The 18,262-nt window shown below is 31.1% G+C and carries 23 protein-coding genes; 19 read left to right on the top strand and 4 right to left on the bottom strand.

All coding sequences use genetic code 11. The annotated features are described in order from the left end of the window. Window positions 1–17 precede the first annotated feature (17 nt). The 17 genes from OCV62_RS12670 to OCV62_RS12750 all read left to right on the top strand — a co-directional run bounded on the left by OCV62_RS12670 (window position 18) and on the right by OCV62_RS12750 (window position 12,335). On the top strand, window positions 18–626 hold the full coding sequence (locus tag OCV62_RS12670) for a septation protein SpoVG family protein (RefSeq protein ID WP_055056105.1): 609 nt from the start codon (window positions 18–20) through the stop codon (window positions 624–626). A gap of 63 nt (window positions 627–689) precedes the next feature. Continuing rightward, window positions 690–944, top strand: coding sequence for a flagellar export protein FliJ (locus OCV62_RS12675; protein ID WP_227159868.1), 255 nt, complete (start codon window positions 690–692; stop codon window positions 942–944). Window positions 945–1,234: 290 nt separating this feature from the next. Then, on the top strand, window positions 1,235–1,384 hold the full coding sequence (locus OCV62_RS12680) for a hypothetical protein (protein ID WP_155512671.1): 150 nt from the start codon (window positions 1,235–1,237) through the stop codon (window positions 1,382–1,384). A 33-nt stretch (window positions 1,385–1,417) separates the two neighbouring features. Next, on the top strand, window positions 1,418–1,567 hold the full coding sequence (locus tag OCV62_RS12685; protein WP_155512670.1) for a hypothetical protein: 150 nt from the start codon (window positions 1,418–1,420) through the stop codon (window positions 1,565–1,567). Window positions 1,568–1,673: 106 nt separating this feature from the next. Further along, window positions 1,674–2,303 carry an ATP-binding cassette domain-containing protein gene (locus OCV62_RS12690; protein WP_055221587.1) on the top strand — a complete coding sequence of 210 codons (630 nt, stop codon included), beginning with the start codon at window positions 1,674–1,676 and terminating at the stop codon, window positions 2,301–2,303. A 1-nt stretch (window position 2,304) separates the two neighbouring features. Further along, window positions 2,305–3,012, top strand: a complete 708-nt coding sequence (locus OCV62_RS12695) for an ABC transporter permease (protein WP_055056103.1) — start codon at window positions 2,305–2,307, stop codon at window positions 3,010–3,012. Further along, complete coding sequence (locus tag OCV62_RS12700; protein ID WP_055056102.1) at window positions 3,002–3,934, top strand: radical SAM protein; 933 nt, start codon at window positions 3,002–3,004, stop codon at window positions 3,932–3,934. The genes OCV62_RS12695 and OCV62_RS12700 overlap by 11 nt, the downstream gene beginning before the upstream one ends. Continuing rightward, window positions 3,921–4,628 carry a zinc metalloprotease gene (locus tag OCV62_RS12705; RefSeq protein WP_055056101.1) on the top strand — a complete coding sequence of 236 codons (708 nt, stop codon included), beginning with the start codon at window positions 3,921–3,923 and terminating at the stop codon, window positions 4,626–4,628. The genes OCV62_RS12700 and OCV62_RS12705 overlap by 14 nt, the downstream gene beginning before the upstream one ends. An 11-nt stretch (window positions 4,629–4,639) precedes the next feature. Then, window positions 4,640–5,851 carry a methionine adenosyltransferase gene (gene metK, locus OCV62_RS12710; RefSeq protein WP_055056100.1) on the top strand — a complete coding sequence of 404 codons (1,212 nt, stop codon included), beginning with the start codon at window positions 4,640–4,642 and terminating at the stop codon, window positions 5,849–5,851. A gap of 125 nt (window positions 5,852–5,976) precedes the next feature. Next, complete coding sequence (locus tag OCV62_RS12715; protein ID WP_055056099.1) at window positions 5,977–6,573, top strand: accessory gene regulator ArgB-like protein; 597 nt, start codon at window positions 5,977–5,979, stop codon at window positions 6,571–6,573. A gap of 195 nt (window positions 6,574–6,768) precedes the next feature. Further along, the gene (locus OCV62_RS12720) at window positions 6,769–7,305 is read left to right on the top strand and encodes a hypothetical protein (RefSeq protein ID WP_055056098.1); all 537 of its coding nucleotides are present in this window, start codon (window positions 6,769–6,771) and stop codon (window positions 7,303–7,305) included. 52 nt (window positions 7,306–7,357) lie between these two features. Beyond that, window positions 7,358–8,077 carry a LytR/AlgR family response regulator transcription factor gene (locus OCV62_RS12725; protein ID WP_055056097.1) on the top strand — a complete coding sequence of 240 codons (720 nt, stop codon included), beginning with the start codon at window positions 7,358–7,360 and terminating at the stop codon, window positions 8,075–8,077. Continuing rightward, window positions 8,074–9,384 carry a sensor histidine kinase gene (locus OCV62_RS12730; protein WP_055056096.1) on the top strand — a complete coding sequence of 437 codons (1,311 nt, stop codon included), beginning with the start codon at window positions 8,074–8,076 and terminating at the stop codon, window positions 9,382–9,384. The genes OCV62_RS12725 and OCV62_RS12730 overlap by 4 nt, the downstream gene beginning before the upstream one ends. Window positions 9,385–9,630: 246 nt before the next feature. Continuing rightward, a complete protein-coding gene (locus OCV62_RS12735) occupies window positions 9,631–10,191 on the top strand; it encodes an RNA polymerase sigma factor (RefSeq protein ID WP_055056095.1) in 561 nt (186 codons plus the stop codon). After that, window positions 10,172–10,915, top strand: a complete 744-nt coding sequence (locus OCV62_RS12740) for a hypothetical protein (protein ID WP_155512669.1) — start codon at window positions 10,172–10,174, stop codon at window positions 10,913–10,915. The genes OCV62_RS12735 and OCV62_RS12740 overlap by 20 nt, the downstream gene beginning before the upstream one ends. Window positions 10,916–10,918: 3 nt before the next feature. Continuing rightward, the gene (locus OCV62_RS12745; RefSeq protein WP_055056093.1) at window positions 10,919–11,362 is read left to right on the top strand and encodes a hypothetical protein; all 444 of its coding nucleotides are present in this window, start codon (window positions 10,919–10,921) and stop codon (window positions 11,360–11,362) included. Window positions 11,363–11,366: 4 nt separating this feature from the next. Then, the gene (locus OCV62_RS12750; RefSeq protein ID WP_055056092.1) at window positions 11,367–12,335 is read left to right on the top strand and encodes an alpha/beta hydrolase; all 969 of its coding nucleotides are present in this window, start codon (window positions 11,367–11,369) and stop codon (window positions 12,333–12,335) included. Window positions 12,336–12,476: 141 nt separating this feature from the next. Here the strand turns inward: OCV62_RS12750 and OCV62_RS12755 are convergent, their stop codons facing one another. Genes OCV62_RS12755 through OCV62_RS12770 form a run of 4 tightly spaced genes read right to left on the bottom strand, consistent with a single transcriptional unit; the run spans window position 12,477 to window position 14,514 of the window. After that, window positions 12,477–12,620 carry a hypothetical protein gene (locus tag OCV62_RS12755; RefSeq protein ID WP_155512668.1) on the bottom strand — a complete coding sequence of 48 codons (144 nt, stop codon included), beginning with the start codon at window positions 12,618–12,620 and terminating at the stop codon, window positions 12,477–12,479. Between the two features lie 14 nt (window positions 12,621–12,634). Continuing rightward, window positions 12,635–13,261, bottom strand: a complete 627-nt coding sequence (locus tag OCV62_RS12760) for an ABC-2 transporter permease (RefSeq protein ID WP_055056091.1) — start codon at window positions 13,259–13,261, stop codon at window positions 12,635–12,637. After that, window positions 13,254–14,111, bottom strand: coding sequence for an ABC transporter ATP-binding protein (locus OCV62_RS12765; protein WP_055056090.1), 858 nt, complete (start codon window positions 14,109–14,111; stop codon window positions 13,254–13,256). The genes OCV62_RS12760 and OCV62_RS12765 overlap by 8 nt, the downstream gene beginning before the upstream one ends. A 1-nt stretch (window position 14,112) precedes the next feature. Continuing rightward, the gene (locus OCV62_RS12770; RefSeq protein WP_055056089.1) at window positions 14,113–14,514 is read right to left on the bottom strand and encodes a GntR family transcriptional regulator; all 402 of its coding nucleotides are present in this window, start codon (window positions 14,512–14,514) and stop codon (window positions 14,113–14,115) included. A gap of 281 nt (window positions 14,515–14,795) precedes the next feature. Here OCV62_RS12770 and OCV62_RS12775 point away from each other — a divergent pair, with 281 nt between their 5' ends. Both OCV62_RS12775 and OCV62_RS12780 read left to right on the top strand, forming a co-directional pair. Next, complete coding sequence (locus OCV62_RS12775) at window positions 14,796–16,460, top strand: ABC transporter ATP-binding protein (RefSeq protein WP_055056088.1); 1,665 nt, start codon at window positions 14,796–14,798, stop codon at window positions 16,458–16,460. Continuing rightward, a complete protein-coding gene (locus OCV62_RS12780) occupies window positions 16,432–17,922 on the top strand; it encodes a radical SAM protein (protein WP_055056087.1) in 1,491 nt (496 codons plus the stop codon). Before OCV62_RS12775 ends, OCV62_RS12780 begins: the two co-directional genes overlap by 29 nt. The last annotated feature ends 340 nt before the right edge of the window (window positions 17,923–18,262 follow it).

Genomic DNA, 18,262 nt, shown 5'->3' on the forward strand with positions numbered 1-18,262 from the left:
GAAAAGGAGATCACAATATGGAATATAATATCAGAGTATATAAACCGGAATTGAAACAGGAAGAAGGAAAAATCAATAACCTGAAAGGATTTGCTACCATTACCTTTGATGAGGCCTTCTGTGTGAAAAGCCTTGCAATTAAAGAGTCCTCGAAAGGAAATCTGTATCTCGATATGCCCCGTTACAGAGATTATGAAACAGGGGAGTATGTTCCTTTTTTCCGGTTTACGGATAAGGAATTTCAAAAGGAAGTGTTGGATACCGTAAGGGAAGCCTATGAGAATATGACAGAAACGAAAACAGACTGTAAGGGCTGTTGGGGAGAGGAAGAGCTGTATTACAATCTGAGTGTAAATCCGGTACAGGGAAGCGATACATTTAAGGCAGATGTAGCCATTCGTCTGCAGGACGTATTGGCAATCCAGCAGCTTCATGTGATCCAGGCATGGAACGGAAAAACTTTTGTAGGTATGCCTCAGAAAAATTCTGCAAAAGGAGAGAGGGAGGATATTGCCCATGCAGTCAATGCAGAATTTAAGGCAGATCTGGAAAGTGCAATCATGGACGAATACAATAAAAAGATGGAATATGCCAAAAGCCAGAAACAGCAGCGAAGAGGGAGATAGGAGCGATTCATAAAAAGACTGGTATTTTTGGAACAATAATGGTAGAATGAAGGAAATATCAGCATGGGAGGAAACAGTATGCCAAGACGTAAAAAAGTAGAAAATCTTTCTCTTGAAGAAATGCTTATGAAGACAGAGCAGGAGATTAAAACAACAGAGGCAGAATTAAAAGAACTGCGTTTGAAAGCAAAAGAACTTAGGAAGAAGATTGAAGATAAACAGAAAGATGAAATCTTTAGCGCCTTACTTGCTTCCGGAAAAACAGTGGAAGAGGTCATGACATATTTAAAATCCGGTAATGAAGAAAAAGCGGAATAAAATAAAGGAAAATGCCGTTACGGGTGATAAACCTGTAGCGGCATTTTTTGTGGTCATAAAAATAATATTTGGTGGACAAAAATAACTATTATTTGTATTGAGTGCTATACTACAAAACATCTAATACATATGGATTAGGAATAAACACAGGGAGGTAAGAAATACATCAATGGTTTCAGAGAAAACAAGAAGTCCCACAAAAATATATTAAGCAAAAGGGAATAGAAATTTTGAAAACACTGTAAAGTGTAAAAAATAGTTAGTGAAAAGAAGAAAGGTTGGGTATAAAAATGAAAATTAACGATTTTAAAGAAAACAATGAAAATAAAAAGGAAGTTATGGAGAAAAAGATGGAAGCCTTAAAGCTGGAAAATATCAATAGTATGTGGTATTTCATTGTTGCAACTCTTAAGGCAGTTGTTGGTAGTAAGGGACACTAATAAAAAAATTGATTTAAAATGGAGGAATTAGAGATGAAAATTAATGAATTTAAAGAAAATAACGAAACAAAAAAAGAGGTTATGGATCAGAAAATGGAGGCCTTAAAACTGGAAAATATTAACAGCATGTGGTACTTCATTGTCGCTACCCTTAAAGCTGTCGTTGGTAGTAAAGGACACTAAATATAAAAAGACGAGAGATTTGTAGACTTATCATATTTTATGAGAAATAGGTGTTTATAGAATGCTTCATATATTTTATAAACACCTATTTGGAAAGGATACTGCAATGAAACTGATTAATTATAGTTTGAAAGTAGGGAAAAAAAAGCTACTTGAAAATGTAAACATTTCATTTGATAAGAAATATATAAACCATATTTTAGGAAGCAATGGCGCTGGAAAATCAAGTTTTGCTAAAACATGTGTAGGAATGTTAGAATTTGAGGGAAAAATTGAAGAAAATCAGGAGGCAATTCTTATTGGAAGCAGTAGTAATATTCCGGCAGAGTTTACTCTTGATGATGTGATAAAATTATTAAAAAAGAAATTTGAAGCACAGAAAATTATGGGTTTATATGACCTGTTAAAATTAAATAAAGTATCTAAAAACTTGCAAATCAAGAAGATGAGTGATGGTCAGAAGCAAAAAATAAAATTATTGGCGTTTTTATCAGCAGACCCTAAAGTGATTATATTAGATGAATTTACAAATGCTTTGGATAAAAATAGTTCTATAGATTTGTATGAATTCCTTATGGAATATAAGAAAACTCATGAAGCGGTTATTATCAATATTACACATAATTTATCTGATTTAGAATATATGGAAGGGAAATACTATTATATTAACAATCTGGAAATTACAGAAATTGCTTCTAAAGACGAGATTGTAGCTATGTATATAAGGGGGGAATAATATGGAAATAAGAAAAAATATAAAAAATCACTTTTTTTTATTTTATTTACTTACTGTAGCAATCTGTTTTGTTCTAGGATATGTACTACTTGTAAGTCTGGATAAGATTTCCAATCCGACAATTAGTGAGCTATACGTTAGCATTTATACGGTAATCACACAGTTTGGAATGCTTATTTTTCCAGTATTGATTATTCAGTCTTTTGTATCAGATTACAAAAATAAAAATATCCTATTTTATAAACTTATGGGATACAATTGGCTTCGCTATTTTTTGACAAAAATTGTGGTGATATTAGCTTGGATGAGTATTATTGTTTTTGGTGGAGTTATAGGTATAAGTATTGTGTATCAGGATTTCTCTTATACTTTGGCAACTTTGTTCTACTTCGAAAGTGCAATTATTTATGAAATATTATTGGCAAGTATGTGGGGATTTTTGTTTAAAAGTGTTATTGGAGCCTATGTAGTAAATTTTGCTTTTTGGTTATTTTCAATGGTGGCTTCGATTGCTAACCCCAAATTGAGCTTTTTGGTTAGGTATGACGCTTCAAATCCTGTTTTCATAAAGTTTAACCAGTACTTTAATACACGAAATAGCGATTATTTGATGATTCAAGAAAATATTTTATATTCAATAGCATTATTTGCTACTGTATTATGTATAATTTTTATTTTTAGAAGGAGATGGGAAAAAAATGGAATTTAAAGGATGTGGAATTTTATTAACTGAAAATTGTAATGCAAGATGTAAAATGTGTTGTGACTCAAGAGGGCTTGTAAGAGGTAAAACTCTTACAATAGAGGAATTAGATTTGATTCTAAAAAATATTAAGGAATGTCCGTCTATAGATCTCATTGGTGTGACTGGCGGTGAACCTATGCTATATCCTGATTTGGTAGAGCATATAATTAATTTTGATTATGGTAGAAAAGTTGGAATTACAATTAAAACTAATGGATTCTGGGGAAAGGACATCAATAAGGCAAGAAATTTTATTGAAAGAAATAAATCTAAGATAAAAATGATTTCCTTTAGTTATGATCAATTTCATAAGGAATTTATTGATTTGCAGAATATCTTAAATATTGTAGATATTGCAAATGATTTAGAGGTAAGTACGGAAATTGTTGGTTGCTTCTTAAAAGATGGTATTCAGCCAGGTGATATTATCAATGAGATGGGGGAACATGCCTTTAAGACAAATTATGCATATCAACCAGTTATTAATACCGGATCAGCAGAGATATTTTCTGATTCCCAGTTTATAAAAGTTATTGATTTGAAGAAACATGAAGCGCGCTGTATTGGACTTTTAGATCGAACATTATTGATTAATGCAAAGTTAGAAGTATATCCATGTTGCTCACAAGTCGTAGAAAATACGCTTTTATTAATGGGAAATTTACATGAAGAGAGCTTGAGTGCAATCATTCAGTCTATAGATTATAATAAGGTTTTACATAAAATCTATACAGAAGGTTTTACACCATTTTTGGAATTATTAAAGAAAAAGAATATAGAATATCCGCAGAGTTTGACTTCTCCGTGTGAGCTATGTGGATTTTTATTTAAAGATGATTGGTTTTTAAGATTGCTGAAGGAAGAAGGATATTTTGAAAATATTTAAATATGAAGAATATACCATAGCTCAGGACAGTAAAAGAGATTTTACGATTGTAGAAAAAAATAATAATTTCTTTAAATTGGATAATGCAACATTTGATTCACTGTTCGGAAAGGAAAAACTGGAGTTCGTAAAAAATGATAAAGATAATATACTATATATGATGGGAATGATTTTCATGATTCTTCTGACATTATATTTATATTTTAGAACTACAACGTATTCTATTATAGATGTAAATTTTCTTCCAGCAACTTTAGTTTTAATAATAAATATATTTATTCATGAACTTGGACATGTATTATTTTTGAAAAAATTTTATCCTAAAAGTCGAGTCAAAATAGGGTTTAAATTTATGTTTATTTGGCCTGCATTTTATGTAGATACTTCATATAGCTATATGGTTTCTAAATACAAAAGGATTGCAATTTATCTGGCTGGAAATTTTATGAATTGTATTTATGTATTGCTTGTACTATTATTTTTTCCAAAACAGCTACCGTATTGTTATTTGGTGATTTCTAATGTGCTGGTGAATTTCATTCCAATAGTAAAAAGTGATGGATATTATGCAGTTGTTACATTATTCAATAAAACAAATATAAAAAAAGACAAAGTAGCTACCACATTAGAAGATGCTATTAGAGGTATAATTATGTTTGGCGTTTTAGGGATTTTTTCATGGTTATCACAATAGGGAGGAAAAATATGGAAAAGATATTATTTACATCAGAATCAGTTACCGAGGGACATCCAGATAAAATTTGTGATGCAATTTCCGATGCGATATTAGATGCACTGATTGAAAAAGATCCAATGAGTCGTGTTGCCTGCGAAACCAGTATAACTACAGGATTAGTATTAGTTATGGGGGAGATAACAACGCAAGCATATATTGATATTCCTCAGATTGTTAGAGAAACCCTTCGTAACATTGGATACACAAGGGGAAAATATGGATTTGATGCTGATACCTGTGGAGTTATTACATGTATTGATGAGCAGTCTAAGGATATTGCACAGGGGGTAAATGAAGCATTAGAAGTAAAAGAGCAGAATGAGTGCGAAAATGCAAAAAGTATGTTAGGTGCCGGTGATCAGGGGATGATGTTCGGTTATGCAACGAATGAAACAGATGAATTTATGCCGTATGCTATTTCGTTGGCTCATAAATTAGCTAGACAGCTTGCGAAAGTCCGCAAAAATGGAACTCTTGCTTATCTTAGACCAGATGGGAAAACGCAGGTTACAGTAGAGTATAATGAGCAAGGGAAACCTGTACGATTAGAAGCGGTGGTTTTGTCTACACAGCACGATCCTGAAATATCTCAGGAACAGATACAAAAAGACATTAAACATTATGTCTTCGATTGTGTTTTACCTCAGAGAATGGTAGATTCTGAAACCAAATTTTACGTAAATCCTACGGGACGTTTTGTAATTGGTGGACCGCATGGTGATAGTGGTTTAACAGGGCGGAAAATTATTGTGGACACATATGGAGGATATGCTCATCATGGCGGCGGAGCTTTTTCTGGAAAGGATTGTACAAAAGTAGATAGGTCAGCAGCATATGCAGCTCGTTATATTGCTAAAAATATTGTAGCGGCAGATTTGGCACATAAATGTGAAATTCAACTTTCATATGCAATTGGTGTAGCAAAGCCAATCTCAATAGGAATTAATACATTTGGAACAGGTGAATTGCCAGAGGATATGTTAATTCATATTATAAGAGATAATTTTGACTTGAGTCCTACTGGTATTATAAAAATGCTTGATTTAAGACAGCCTATATATAAGCAGGTGTCAGCATATGGACATTTTGGAAGATTAGATTTAGATTTACCATGGGAAAGATTAGATAAGGTAGAGGATTTAAAAAAATATAAGAATGATACAGAAAAAGGCACTGATTAGTGCCTTTTGTTATGCGCTGGAGAAGACGAAAAAGAATTCATGGACAAAAATCCCTGAATTTATGGACATAATAAGAAAAAAGCAAAAGGTTTTGCTATAATTCATGACATAGGGAGGGATTAAAAGTGTTAAATAAAGTGTCCAGTAAACTTGCAAAAAGAATAGCAGATGGCTCGGAAAGGAGAAAAGAAGCTGTTTATACTTATGGCATAGAAATTATTTTGTCAACAATGATTGGAATAAGTTCAATATTGATTGTGTCAGGTTTATTACACGAATTTAAATTAGGTGTAATATTCCTATTGGTGTTTGCACCATTGAGAGTATTTACGGGTGGATATCATGCAGTTACATATTTTAGATGCTTTTTGATTAGTAACATTTCGTATTTATTTTTATTACTTTTTAACAATATAATTTATACAAAGCTTCCATTAGAAATATGGTTGATTTTGCTAGTATTAAGTAGTTACTATATTGCTATCCATGCACCGGTGGTTAATGAAAATCAGCCTATTGGTGAAAATAAAAAAAGTCGGTGTAAGATTATGGCTAGGAATATTTTGAACATAAATGTCTTTGCTGCATTATTTTTATCAGTAGTAGATAAAGAGATCATGGGTATGATGGTATTAAGTATTTGTTTGGTAGCAGTATTTATGCTGATTACTGATAAACCTAAATTTTTATTGTATACAAAGAAAGGAGTTATAGGACTATGAAATTTCTTGCTATGTGTATAGAAGCTTGTGCAATATGGGGAGCAAATTGTGCATCTGTTTGTCTTTCATATCAGCCTAAATTACCGGAATGTCTGAAATAAGGTAAAGTTAATACATGTATATAAATAAAAGATGCCAGAGTGTTGATATTCCGGCATCTTTTATGCTAAATGAAGTATATAGGGAGGAATAGAAATGCAGATAAGAGAGAATGGAGTATATATTGAAGCAATTAAATTAGCAGCAGGAAGTGTACAATATAAAGATATATCCGTAAAAGATACATTTATTGATGCTGTTTTTCAGTTGTATCAATACTATCAAAACACAGAAAATATTAAGTATTTAGAAACTTCAATTTTGCATATACAGGCTTATTTAGAAATGGGATTTCCGTATGAAGAAGGGAAAGATGTTTTTGACCTTGTTTTAAAAGAGTTAGGAACTACAAGAGAGTTAAAATTCCCCCAAAAATTTTACTTTGCAAAAAAGGTAAAATTGAATAAAACTCAGGTACGATCTATGATAAAAAAGTGGCCAGCATCTCCGCATCAAGAAATGAAAATAGATGAGGTAGTAGCAGATATTATAACAAAAGTAAAGCAACATGAAACAGGGATTTATTATTATAAATGCGCAGTAACAAAAGACATGTATGAATTGGTAATAAATGAAAAAGAAATGTTTTTCCATGATTTAAGGAGAGGAATTTTTTATACATTTATGATTTAACAAATCACTAGAATCTGCTATAATAAAGTGATTGCTCATAAGGAGGCGTATCATGATTTACATTGCTATATGTGATGATAACGAAAAAACAGTAGAAATATTAAAGAAAAAAGTAATGGAATTTTTAAAAAAGAGTAACGAATTTGCAGACATAACGGTTTATACTCAGAGTGAGAATTTACAATATGATATTCAGGAAGGGAAATATTATGATCTAATCCTTAGTGACATTGAAATGCCTAATATAGACGGTATGAATTTAGCTGCATATGTTAAAAGGTATTTACCGGAAGTGCTAATCATATTTATTACATCACATTTAAAATATGCCGTAGATGCATTTGAATTGTCAATCTTTAGATATATACCCAAAAACTCAATAGGCTCTAGGTTACCACAGGCGTTGAAGGATGCTATCAATATGATAAAGATACAGACAGATGAATTTTATGCAATAAAAACACCAACTAGAGTAGAAAAAATACCTTATCATAAGATTTTGTATATTCAAAGAGAAGGAAAAAATTCTGTAATAACATTATTAGATAATTCAGTGACCAAGGTAAGAAAGAGTCTTACACAGGTGTTTAAAGAATTTCGATCTGATGATTTTGTATATGTTGATCGTGGGGATATTGTTAATCTAGCCCATATTATGGGAATAAAAGATGGAATTGTAGAACTGAAGAATGGAATTCGTTTGCCAGCAAGCCAGGCAAAACTGGAACAAATAAAAACGAAGTTAAGTGACTTCTGGAGTGAACAGATATGAATATTGTATATAATGGAATTGAAATTTTAGCAAGTTCTGTTGAAGTATTTGTATTATATAAAATATATAGTATTTTGTTATATAAGCAACGAGGAAAGCAAAACTTTATATTAGATAGAGAATTAGCAATAATAGGAACTGTATTAATACAAATTTGCAATCATGTATCAATATTTTCTTATTTTACGATTATATTATTTGTATTATATATGAGTATTACCGCTAAAATTATCTACAGGAGAAAGTATATAGAACTATTTTCAATCGCAAGTTTTTATGTATTATGTTTAAGCTGTTTCGACTTTTTGATTTTTACTCTTGTATCGATTTTTTATGGTGGCTATGATACATTTACCGCGCTAGTTTCTACAAGAGGAATTTTACGTGTAGTAATGATTTGTGTTATAAAGTTTTTATGGATACTGCTGTATTTTATGATAAAGAAATATTTATATTCTTTTTCATTGAAGAAGAACTATGTATATACAATTTTAATTATATCCTGTGCGGGATTTTTGGGATTTGTATACTTAGTTAATCAAACATTTAAGGCATTTAATTATACAATGGCAGGTGTGTGGTTTGTATTTATAGCTCTTTGGTCATTACTTTTTTTTACAGTTTATTTTGTAATAGAAAGCAAAGAAGAAAAAATGAAATTAGATTTTGCAGAAATGCGAAATGAACTGCTCGAAGAAAATTATAAAACTATTAATGAAATTTATACAGGTAATGCAAAGCTATACCATGATTTAAATAACCATTTGAATGTATTATATCAGCTTTTAGATGAAGAAAAAACGTTGGAGGCAAAGAATTATATTACAGAAATAAGTCGCCCAATAATGCAATTATCGAAAACTACTTGGACAGGAATAGACGTTGTTGACGTAGTGATTAATAGTAAATTGGGAAAAATGAAGGAAAAAGGAATTACCTGTAATGTGAATGTGGAATTCCCGCAGAATACCAATATTAAACCACATGATATGTGCACAATATTGGCAAACTTATTGGATAATGCGATTGAAGCTTCTGAAAAATTGAAAATACCTGGAAATATTTCGTTGACTATACGCCGGATTAATCACTTTTTACTTATAAAGGTTTCTAATGCGTGTGAAGAAAATAAAGAGTCATTTGCACATTTTCCTTCAACAACAAAGAAAAATAGAGAATTTCATGGTTGGGGACTTCCGAGTGTAAAAGATGCAGTTGAAAAATATAATGGTACACTAAAGTGCATAAATGAGGAAAAACAATTCATAGTAAAAATTATGTTGTTTTTTGAAAAAAATACAAATTAAAATAGCCAAAGTGGGAAATTACAATCTTATTTTTATGTTTTGATGGAAAAACGTAGTAAATGAAATTAAAGACATTTAATTATATTAAAAAAGAATAGTAGGACACTTATAATCGGTGATATAGAGAATAAGAAAAGAATGTTGCAAAAGCGATATTCTTTTTTTTATTCAATATTTTGAAATAGAACGAAACCAAACTCCAATCCTTTCCGTATTGATAAAAAACAGACAGATGGGATTTGGACAATGGATGAAATTATTTTAATGAGAAAACTGAAGAGGAAAGATGAATGGGCATTGGGAAAAATCATTGATTTATATAGTTCCTATATCACATATATCGTCTGGGAATTACTGCATAAAAAAGGTACCAAGGAAGATATAGAGGAGGTGGTTGCAGATACTTTTATTTCCCTATGGCTGACAGCAGAAAGGATTAATTATAAAAAGTACAGCAGTGTCAAATCGTATCTGGGAATGATTGCAAGAAATAAGGCGAAAGATTGGTTAAGAGCTTATCGTGGAGAAATTCTGGAACTTAATGATGATATTCTTTTGATTGATGGTGATGTAGAGCACTTGATTTTACAGAAAGAGCAACAGTTGATCATTGGAAGAACATTGGAGAAATTAAGAGAGACGGATAGAAAAATTTTTATTATGTATTATTATCGGTATAAAAAAATAGAAGAGATTGCAGAAACATTAAAAATGAATCCTCAAACAGTAAAGACCCGTCTGCGGAGAGGAAGAGAAACTCTGAAAAGGATTCTTCTGGAGGAGGGATATGATGCCAGTGAAGTTTAAAATAAGTGAAATGTTTGATAATTCCTGTGAGCTATTTGAAAATGAAATGCAACATAAAAATATTGAAAGTGAGAAGCGAATAAAAGAAATTGTTTTTCTTGAGATAGGTCACACCAAAGCCAAAAGAAATCGCAGGAGATATATAGCTGTTTTGGCAGCGGCAATGGGAATTGGAGGAATCACTGTTGGGGCACATGAAGTTTTAAAATCTGCAGGTGAAATCAAAAATAATGAGGAAGTGGTTTTAGAAAATCAGAACGGACTTGCTTTATATGAAAAGGAAAACAGCGGAGCTATACAAATGGAAGTGGAAACGGACATCATTTTACCAGAAAATTTATATAAAGATGGAATTCCTATTGCAAAATATATTATGGAATTAAAAACAGAGCGTAACGGATCAGTGCCAGAGTGTTATTTGGATAACGGAACCATGATTGTTCTTATAGATTTTGATGGAGATACTTGGAATATGAAAACAGGGGATACTTTTATATTAGATTTCATACAGTCTGATAGTGATGAGAGAGGTAAAGCAAGAACATTGGAGATTGGATATATTTTTAATGGAGAGGTGATAGATGAGAAGGTTATATCAGAAACAGAAAATAAGATAATCCTGGATATTCCTAAATCAGGACAATATGGTGTATATTTAAAAAATGTATCTAGTGACAGAGTGACGATTTCGCAAGGAATATTGACTGTAGAAAGGGGAAAGTGAAAGATGAAAAAAACAAGAATATTTTTTGGAATGTTAGGGCTTATTTGCTTGGTTGCTATGCCAGTTTCAGCAGCCGATAATGTAAGAAATATAACAACTTATAGTATTTGTAGAGAAGATTTATATAAAGATCAGATAGAGGATAGAATGGTACTACAGCAAATTAGTATTGAAAGTGGGAAAACGGTATCCTTTTATGACTCCAATGGCTCTATGTTTTATGTGAGTGGAGGTACTACTGTTACTTTTCGGGTAAACTTGAATGTATCTTCCTCTGTAAAGATGGGGTATATCAATCAGAATGGAAGTAGAACTCAAAAGTATAGCGGTTCAGGAACTTCTCATAAAACATCATTTACAATACCGTCTAGTGGATATTATAGATTCTATGTAACCAATAGTGGATCTAAAACAGTAAAAGTAACGGGAGGTGAAATTAGTTTCTAAAATTATGAGAAGGAAAATATTTAAAATAATAAAGTGGTTGGCTATTGTAATTCTGATTCTATGCTGCATGGGGATCACATGGAACTATTTTTGTAAAAAGAGAGAAATACCAAAGATACAAGCAGCTTATGGCAATGCAGTTAAAGTCAATGGGAAAAAGATGACTGTGGAAATTGCTGGTTTGCAAGCAGAAGAATCCCCCGTTATTGTGTTACTCCCAGGACTGGGATCTCCTTCTCCGGTATTAGAGTTTAGACCGTTAGCTGAGAAATTAGGAAAGACATATAAAGTGATTACAGTGGAGCCTTTTGGCTATGGACTGTCTGATCCCGCAGATACAGAGAGAAGCATAGAGAATATCGTAGAGGAATTACATGCCTGTTTAGAGGAGATTGGAGTTCACCGATATTATCTGATGGCTCATTCTATTAGCGGATTGTATTCCCTGTATTATGCTAATACTTATCCAGAGGAAGTTCGTGGTTTTATAGGGATAGATTCTTCTGTACCAAAGCAAAATGAGAATGAACCCTTTGATACAACAAAATTAAATCTTCTGATGGCCTATTTAAGTAAAACAAAAAATGTGTTGGGAATTAGCCGGATATTTTCAATTGGAAATCCGGAAAAGGCTATCTATGCAGACCAGAATTATTCTTATTCACAGGAAGACTTAGAAGTTTTTCGGATACTTTCCCTTGATAACTCTTATAATAAGACTGTAATGAATGAATTAAAGCAGGTAGAAAAGAATCTGGAGATAGTACAAGATATGAAATTTCCAGAAGAAGTTCCAGTGCTAAATTTTGTTTCAGAAGATAATTGTGAAATTTTTCCAGAATGGGAGAAACTGCATAGAAGTGTGTTGAGCGATAATCAGGAAAATAGATTGGTAATGTTAAAGGGGGGACATTATCTGCATTTTGAGCAGAAGGAAAGAATAAATTATTATGTAGTTAAATTTATAAACTAGACAGAAAATGTCGGTACAGGTGATAGTAAAACCTGTACCGGCATTTTTATTTACAGAAAGGTTACTATTGAGTAGGTACGGACTATCTACTATTTACGTATGAGAAACAGAATAGTCTATTTAAGGTTTAGCACAGCTAATTTATAAAAGAAGCTGCATGATAGGAATTAAGGTTTCTGAATCAATTTCATCGTCAAGATTATTTTCAAACTTACTACTAGAGGTATTTTCCTCGTTGGTATTATTTGAGGATTCTTTAGTAGTGTTTTTTGAATTATTACACATAGGTTTTTCCTCCGTTAATTTTTTTTGTGTGCATTAATATAAAAAGACAGAGCTATACATATTGATAAAATAAAAATTGAAATACCAGTTAATATTAAAAGATGAAAGTAATTAAAATATAAAAAGTGAGAAGCCCTTTCACTAAAAATATTCACAAAAAACATAAGCGCAAAAGCAGGTATAAGCCTAAACCAAACAGCAAATTGTTGATTACGAATGTTTTCTATTTTATAGTATATGACATACTGAACACTACATAATGAAAGACATGTAATGGCAATAATAAATATTATTTTATAATAGCCCATTGAATCATCTATAGAATATTTTCGGCCCGCATAATAAAAAATAATGAAACTTAGTAATGTCGAAAGGAATATATTTATAAAAAGATAACAGTAGCGTGCTAACACCTTTTTCTTTGTAGAAACAGGAAGCATATTATAAAAACAGGATTTATAATATGAGGAAACGTTAAAAGGAACTGTTGAAAAAATAAAAGTCATCATAAAAAGTATTCCTATTGAAAAAGTTGGCATTGCTTTAAAAACTCCTAAATACACTGAGAAAAGTATTGCACATAATATTATAATAATTTGTGATGAAATAAGTCGATAGTCCAATTTGATTAATTTATTCACAATATGTATCCTCCTTTGAGTGATATAATAATATTTGTTCAAGTGTAGGTCTTTTAAAAGACAGGTTATTTGGAAGAAAATCTATATTATCAGAGCGAACTAGTCCTTCCAAATAATTGTCTTTTTGTATGAAACTAACACATTTTTTTTTGAAAAAATCTTGGTGTTGAATTGAACCGGTGATAAGAATGAAATTATCAAGTAGTTCATCATTTGTCCCCATTAATGTGCATTTCCCATCTAAAATCATATATATATAATCAGCTATGTTATCTAATTCTGATAAAATATGGGTGGAAAATAAGACACTGTGTTCGCCATCTTTTATATAGTCCTTTAATATTTGTAAAATTTCTGTTCTAACAACAGGATCTAAACCATTTGTGGCTTCATCTAAAATAAGAATTTCTGGTTTTCTGCTTAAAACGCAAGCAAACATCAGGCGGACTTTCATACCTTTAGAGAAGGTGCCTACGTTCTGGTTACATGGTAATTTCCACAAACTAATATACTCATCAAACGATAATGGGTCAAAAGTCGGATAGAAGTCTTTAAGTATTTTCTTTATTGTATGGATTTTAAAGAAATCTGGAAAATAAAAATCATCAGCAATATAACCGATTGAGTTTCTATAATCCTTTTCTGAATCAGAAAGCTTTTTTCCATTAATATATATAGTGCCAGAATCCGGTAAATATTGATCGGTGATTAGTTTTATGGTAGTTGTTTTTCCAGAACCATTAGGACCTATATATCCTATAATGTAACCTTTAGGCAATTCGAAGTTTATATTATCTAAATAGAAGTTATTAAATGTTTTTGATACATTATTTAGTTTTAAAATACACATATTATTCCTCCTTTTTTGTTTGTAATTCGTTATTGTATATTTTAGAAAAGTCCTCTATTAGTTCATTATATTCTATATCAATATATTGTGCATTGCGAATAGCCAATCTGAGATATTGGTAAATATTATTTTTGTAATAATACTGTATTTCTTTATTTTCCCTGCTACATGTTATGAACCCTTTTCCAGGTAAAGAAGTAATGAAGCCTTCTATTTGTAACTTATTATAAGCATTAGTTACTGTAATAACGCTAATGTCTAAATCTTTTGATAATTGGCGAATAGAAGGAAGAGGAGTATTGGAAGGGATTTTCTCTAAAACAATTTGCTCACGAATCTGTTCCACAATTTGCATGTAAATTGGAAGTTCGGAAGAATTGCTTATTAGTATGGTAAAGTCCATTTTGTGTTCACCTCCTTTGCGAAATATCTGTATATATATAATTATATACGGTTAATAAAAATGTGTCAAGATATAAATAAATATATAGAATGATGAAATATTGTATTATCTTTAAAATTGTATTGCATGTTTGATTAAAATTGGGAATGAAGTAAGATAAAACTTTGTCATTCAATCACAAAAATGGTATATCATGCATTTTGTCTTGTATTAAAATCCATTTTTTGTAAAATATGTTTAACAAACAAATAAATTGTTTAGACGAAAGGAGAGATATGATCATGAGTGCTTTAAAATTTGTAGGGAAGCACATGAAAAGGCATAAAGGGAAAATAATAATTAGCCTTGTGCTATCAATAGTCATATCATTGGTTTCTAGTTTGGGACCCTATATCATGAAATTGATTGTTGACGTTGGTATTCCAGAGGGGAGAATAGAGTATATTCTGATATTATCAAGTATGGCTGTTGCTGTATATTTTTTATACTCTATGGGAAATTTTTTACTATCATATATTTTTACATTACTGAGTGAAACAGTGAATCTTGATATTAAAAAAGAAATTTATAATAAATTGATGTATTATCCGCTTTCATTTTTTGGAAATAAGGAAAAGGGATATATATTGGCAAGAACTAATGAGATCAATTCGATAAAACCACTTTTTTCAAGTACTACATGTAAACTGGGTTTAAGTATTATAGAATTCGTGATTGCATCGGTCTTTTTATTTTCTATAAATACTAGTTTTACTATATGCATTTATCTGTTTTTGCCGATTTATTTTCTTCTAATAAAAATGATGATGAATAAAACCAGATATATAGTCGGAAAGAATATGGAGGAAGTAGCCACTGCAAATGGAACAATACAGCAAGTTCTTTCAGGAATTGAACAGGTAAAAATTTCCAATAAAGAAAAAACAGAGTCGCAGAAAATAAATAATTTGAATGAGCGAATAAGTAAATTATCAACAAAACAGAGCGTATTGCTTAATCTTACATCGGAATCAATAATGTTGATTTGCAATATTATTTCTGTCCTTGTACTAGTTATATCAGCTATTCACATTTCAAAAAACAATATGACAATGGGAGATTATTTTGCTTTTTCAGGATATTTGCCAAAACTATTAGCACCTGTTCAAGCGTTGGCTTCATCACTAATCAGTATTCAGCCAGCTATAGCTTCTTTGAAAAGACTAGTACAGTATTTCTCAGAAAAGATAGAGGTAGAGAACGATCTTCCATATCTGAATATAAGTAATGGACAAATAGTCTTTGAAAATATGTCCTTTAAATACGAAGAAGACAGTAAAATGATAATAAATAAGTTGTCTGTAAAGATTCCTGGGAAAAGTAAAGTACTTATTAAAGGGAGAAATGGAAGCGGAAAAACTACGTTACTTAAATTAATCATGGGATTATATACAAATTATACAGGATACATATATATTGACAATAAAGATATAAAGAATTACAGAAAAGCCAGTATTCGTAATCAAATTAGTATAGTATCTCAAAATATTTTTTTATTTTCAGGAACAGTTAAAGAAAATATTTTATATAGTGTGGATAACTTTACTGATTATGAGTTAGTTGAGGCATTAAAGGATAGTGGCTTGGCTGAAGCCTTTAGAAAAGGTCAATTAAATCTTGAAAGTAATGTAGGGGAAAATGGGATGTTACTATCAGGAGGACAAAGACAAATGATAGCAATTGCTAGGGCGATAATGAAGAAATCTAAAATATTGATATTTGATGAAGCTACATCAAATTTAGATTCAAAAAAGACTGATGATTTATATAAAATGATTCATGAAAAATTTAAAGAAAGTACATGTATTATAGTTTCGCATGATTATATAGATGGAATTCGATTTGATAAAATAATTAACTTAGATAAGGAGAATAAAAATGAAAAAACGAATGACACTGACATTTAAATCAAAAAAAGGAAACGAATATTTATATGATGATTCCACAGGCCTTATTTTACCATGGAGTAAGGAAGATGAAAAAATTTTGAAACAATTGCTAGAAGGTAATAAGACAGAAGATATACTAAAAGATGGTGATGTACACGAAAGTAAAGTGCATTATTTATCCTACTTGTTGGATCAAACTGGAGCCTTTTTGGAAGAGTGTGATATTCGCGTGAAATATCCAGGAGAAGAGGAAATTGTTGACTTTATCGGTAGTAATTTAGCAAGACAATTGATTTTATCAGTAACAGATGATTGTAATTTAAGATGTAAATATTGCATTTATTCAGACGCATATCATTTGACAAAAGATAAAAGTTGTAAGTATATGACAGAGGAAACTGCTAAACGTGCTATTGATTACTTTTTTGAGCTGATTTCACCTCAATTAAGACGTAATCCAAGAAAGAAAATAGGAATCACTTTTTATGGTGGTGAACCTCTTATGAATATGAAAACAATTAAGTACGCTGTGAGATATATTAACCAATTTTATAAAGAAAATGTTTATTATATGCTTACAACAAATGGATTGTTACTGAATGATGCGAATATAAAATTCCTAGCAGAAAACGAAATTGGTTTAGCTATAAGTATTGATGGTCCACAAAAAGAACATGATCGGTTAAGAGTTAAAATTGATGGAAGTGGAAGCTTTGAACAAATTGCAAATAATATTAAAAAGCTGAGTGAAGCATATCCTTATTATTTTCGTACAAGGGTAAATGCGGTTTGCGTTTTTGATCCTAAAACAGATATTGAAAAAGTTGAAGAATTTTACGAAGAGTTGGAAAAAACATATAACATTCCTAGAGCCATATTTGTGAATAAAGTTTCCGATAATGAAACAAATTATTATGATCAATTTTCAGATACCGATAATCAAAAATATGATGATAGAATAAAAAATTTAATGCGTAAATTTCATGAAAAGAAAGTAGCAGATAAAGAAATAAGTTCGTATTTGTCAGCTATAGCAGGTGGGGGACCAATGTCTGTAATAGTTAGGCGGAGAATTGATGAAATTCAAGGACATTGTATTAAGAGCAGTGGAGCATGTATTCCGGGACAGAAAATATGTGTTAATTCATCAGGAATATTTGATATATGTGAAAGAGTTAATGGACATAATTCTATAGGAAATGTTGAACAAGGGATTGACGGAAAAGCAGTTTTAAAAATTATGAAAGAATATAATGAGGTTGCTTTAGAAGACTGTTCTAATTGTCCGATTAAAAAGCTTTGTGGATATTGCTATTTGAATTTTGAAACAGAAAATGGATTTAAAAAGAATAAAGCTGGGTGTGCATTTCATCGTAATGTTGTAAAAACAAATTTATCACGATACGTTTCAATTTATGAAGAAAACCCAAATTGCAGATATTTTCTAGATACAGATACTGCAGAATTAGAAAATAATTAAATGTAATTCAAAGATATAGGAGCTGGAAACAACAAAGAAATGAAATGTAACAGGAAAACGTCCACCGAAAAGTGCTGTTGCAGGAAAGAAGTCAGTAATACAACAAACAAAGAATGAGCCAGTAGTCGGCAGGAATATTTTCCAGAGGGCGTGACCCTGTTTAGGAGCTGAGCTGACACCCTGGTTATGGACAGGCGGGACGAGAGAAGTTAGGACTCGGCATAGACTGATGATCCTGGTAGACATGGGAGGTTCGCTACCGTAGATGGATGGGTATACACAAGGCCATGTAGAACGAAAGACCAAGACGTTTTACTTCGTGTACCCAAAATCCTCTATT

The sequence above is a fragment of the Gallintestinimicrobium propionicum genome (assembly GCF_025567525.1).
Lineage (GTDB): Bacteria > Bacillota > Clostridia > Lachnospirales > Lachnospiraceae > Gallintestinimicrobium > Gallintestinimicrobium propionicum.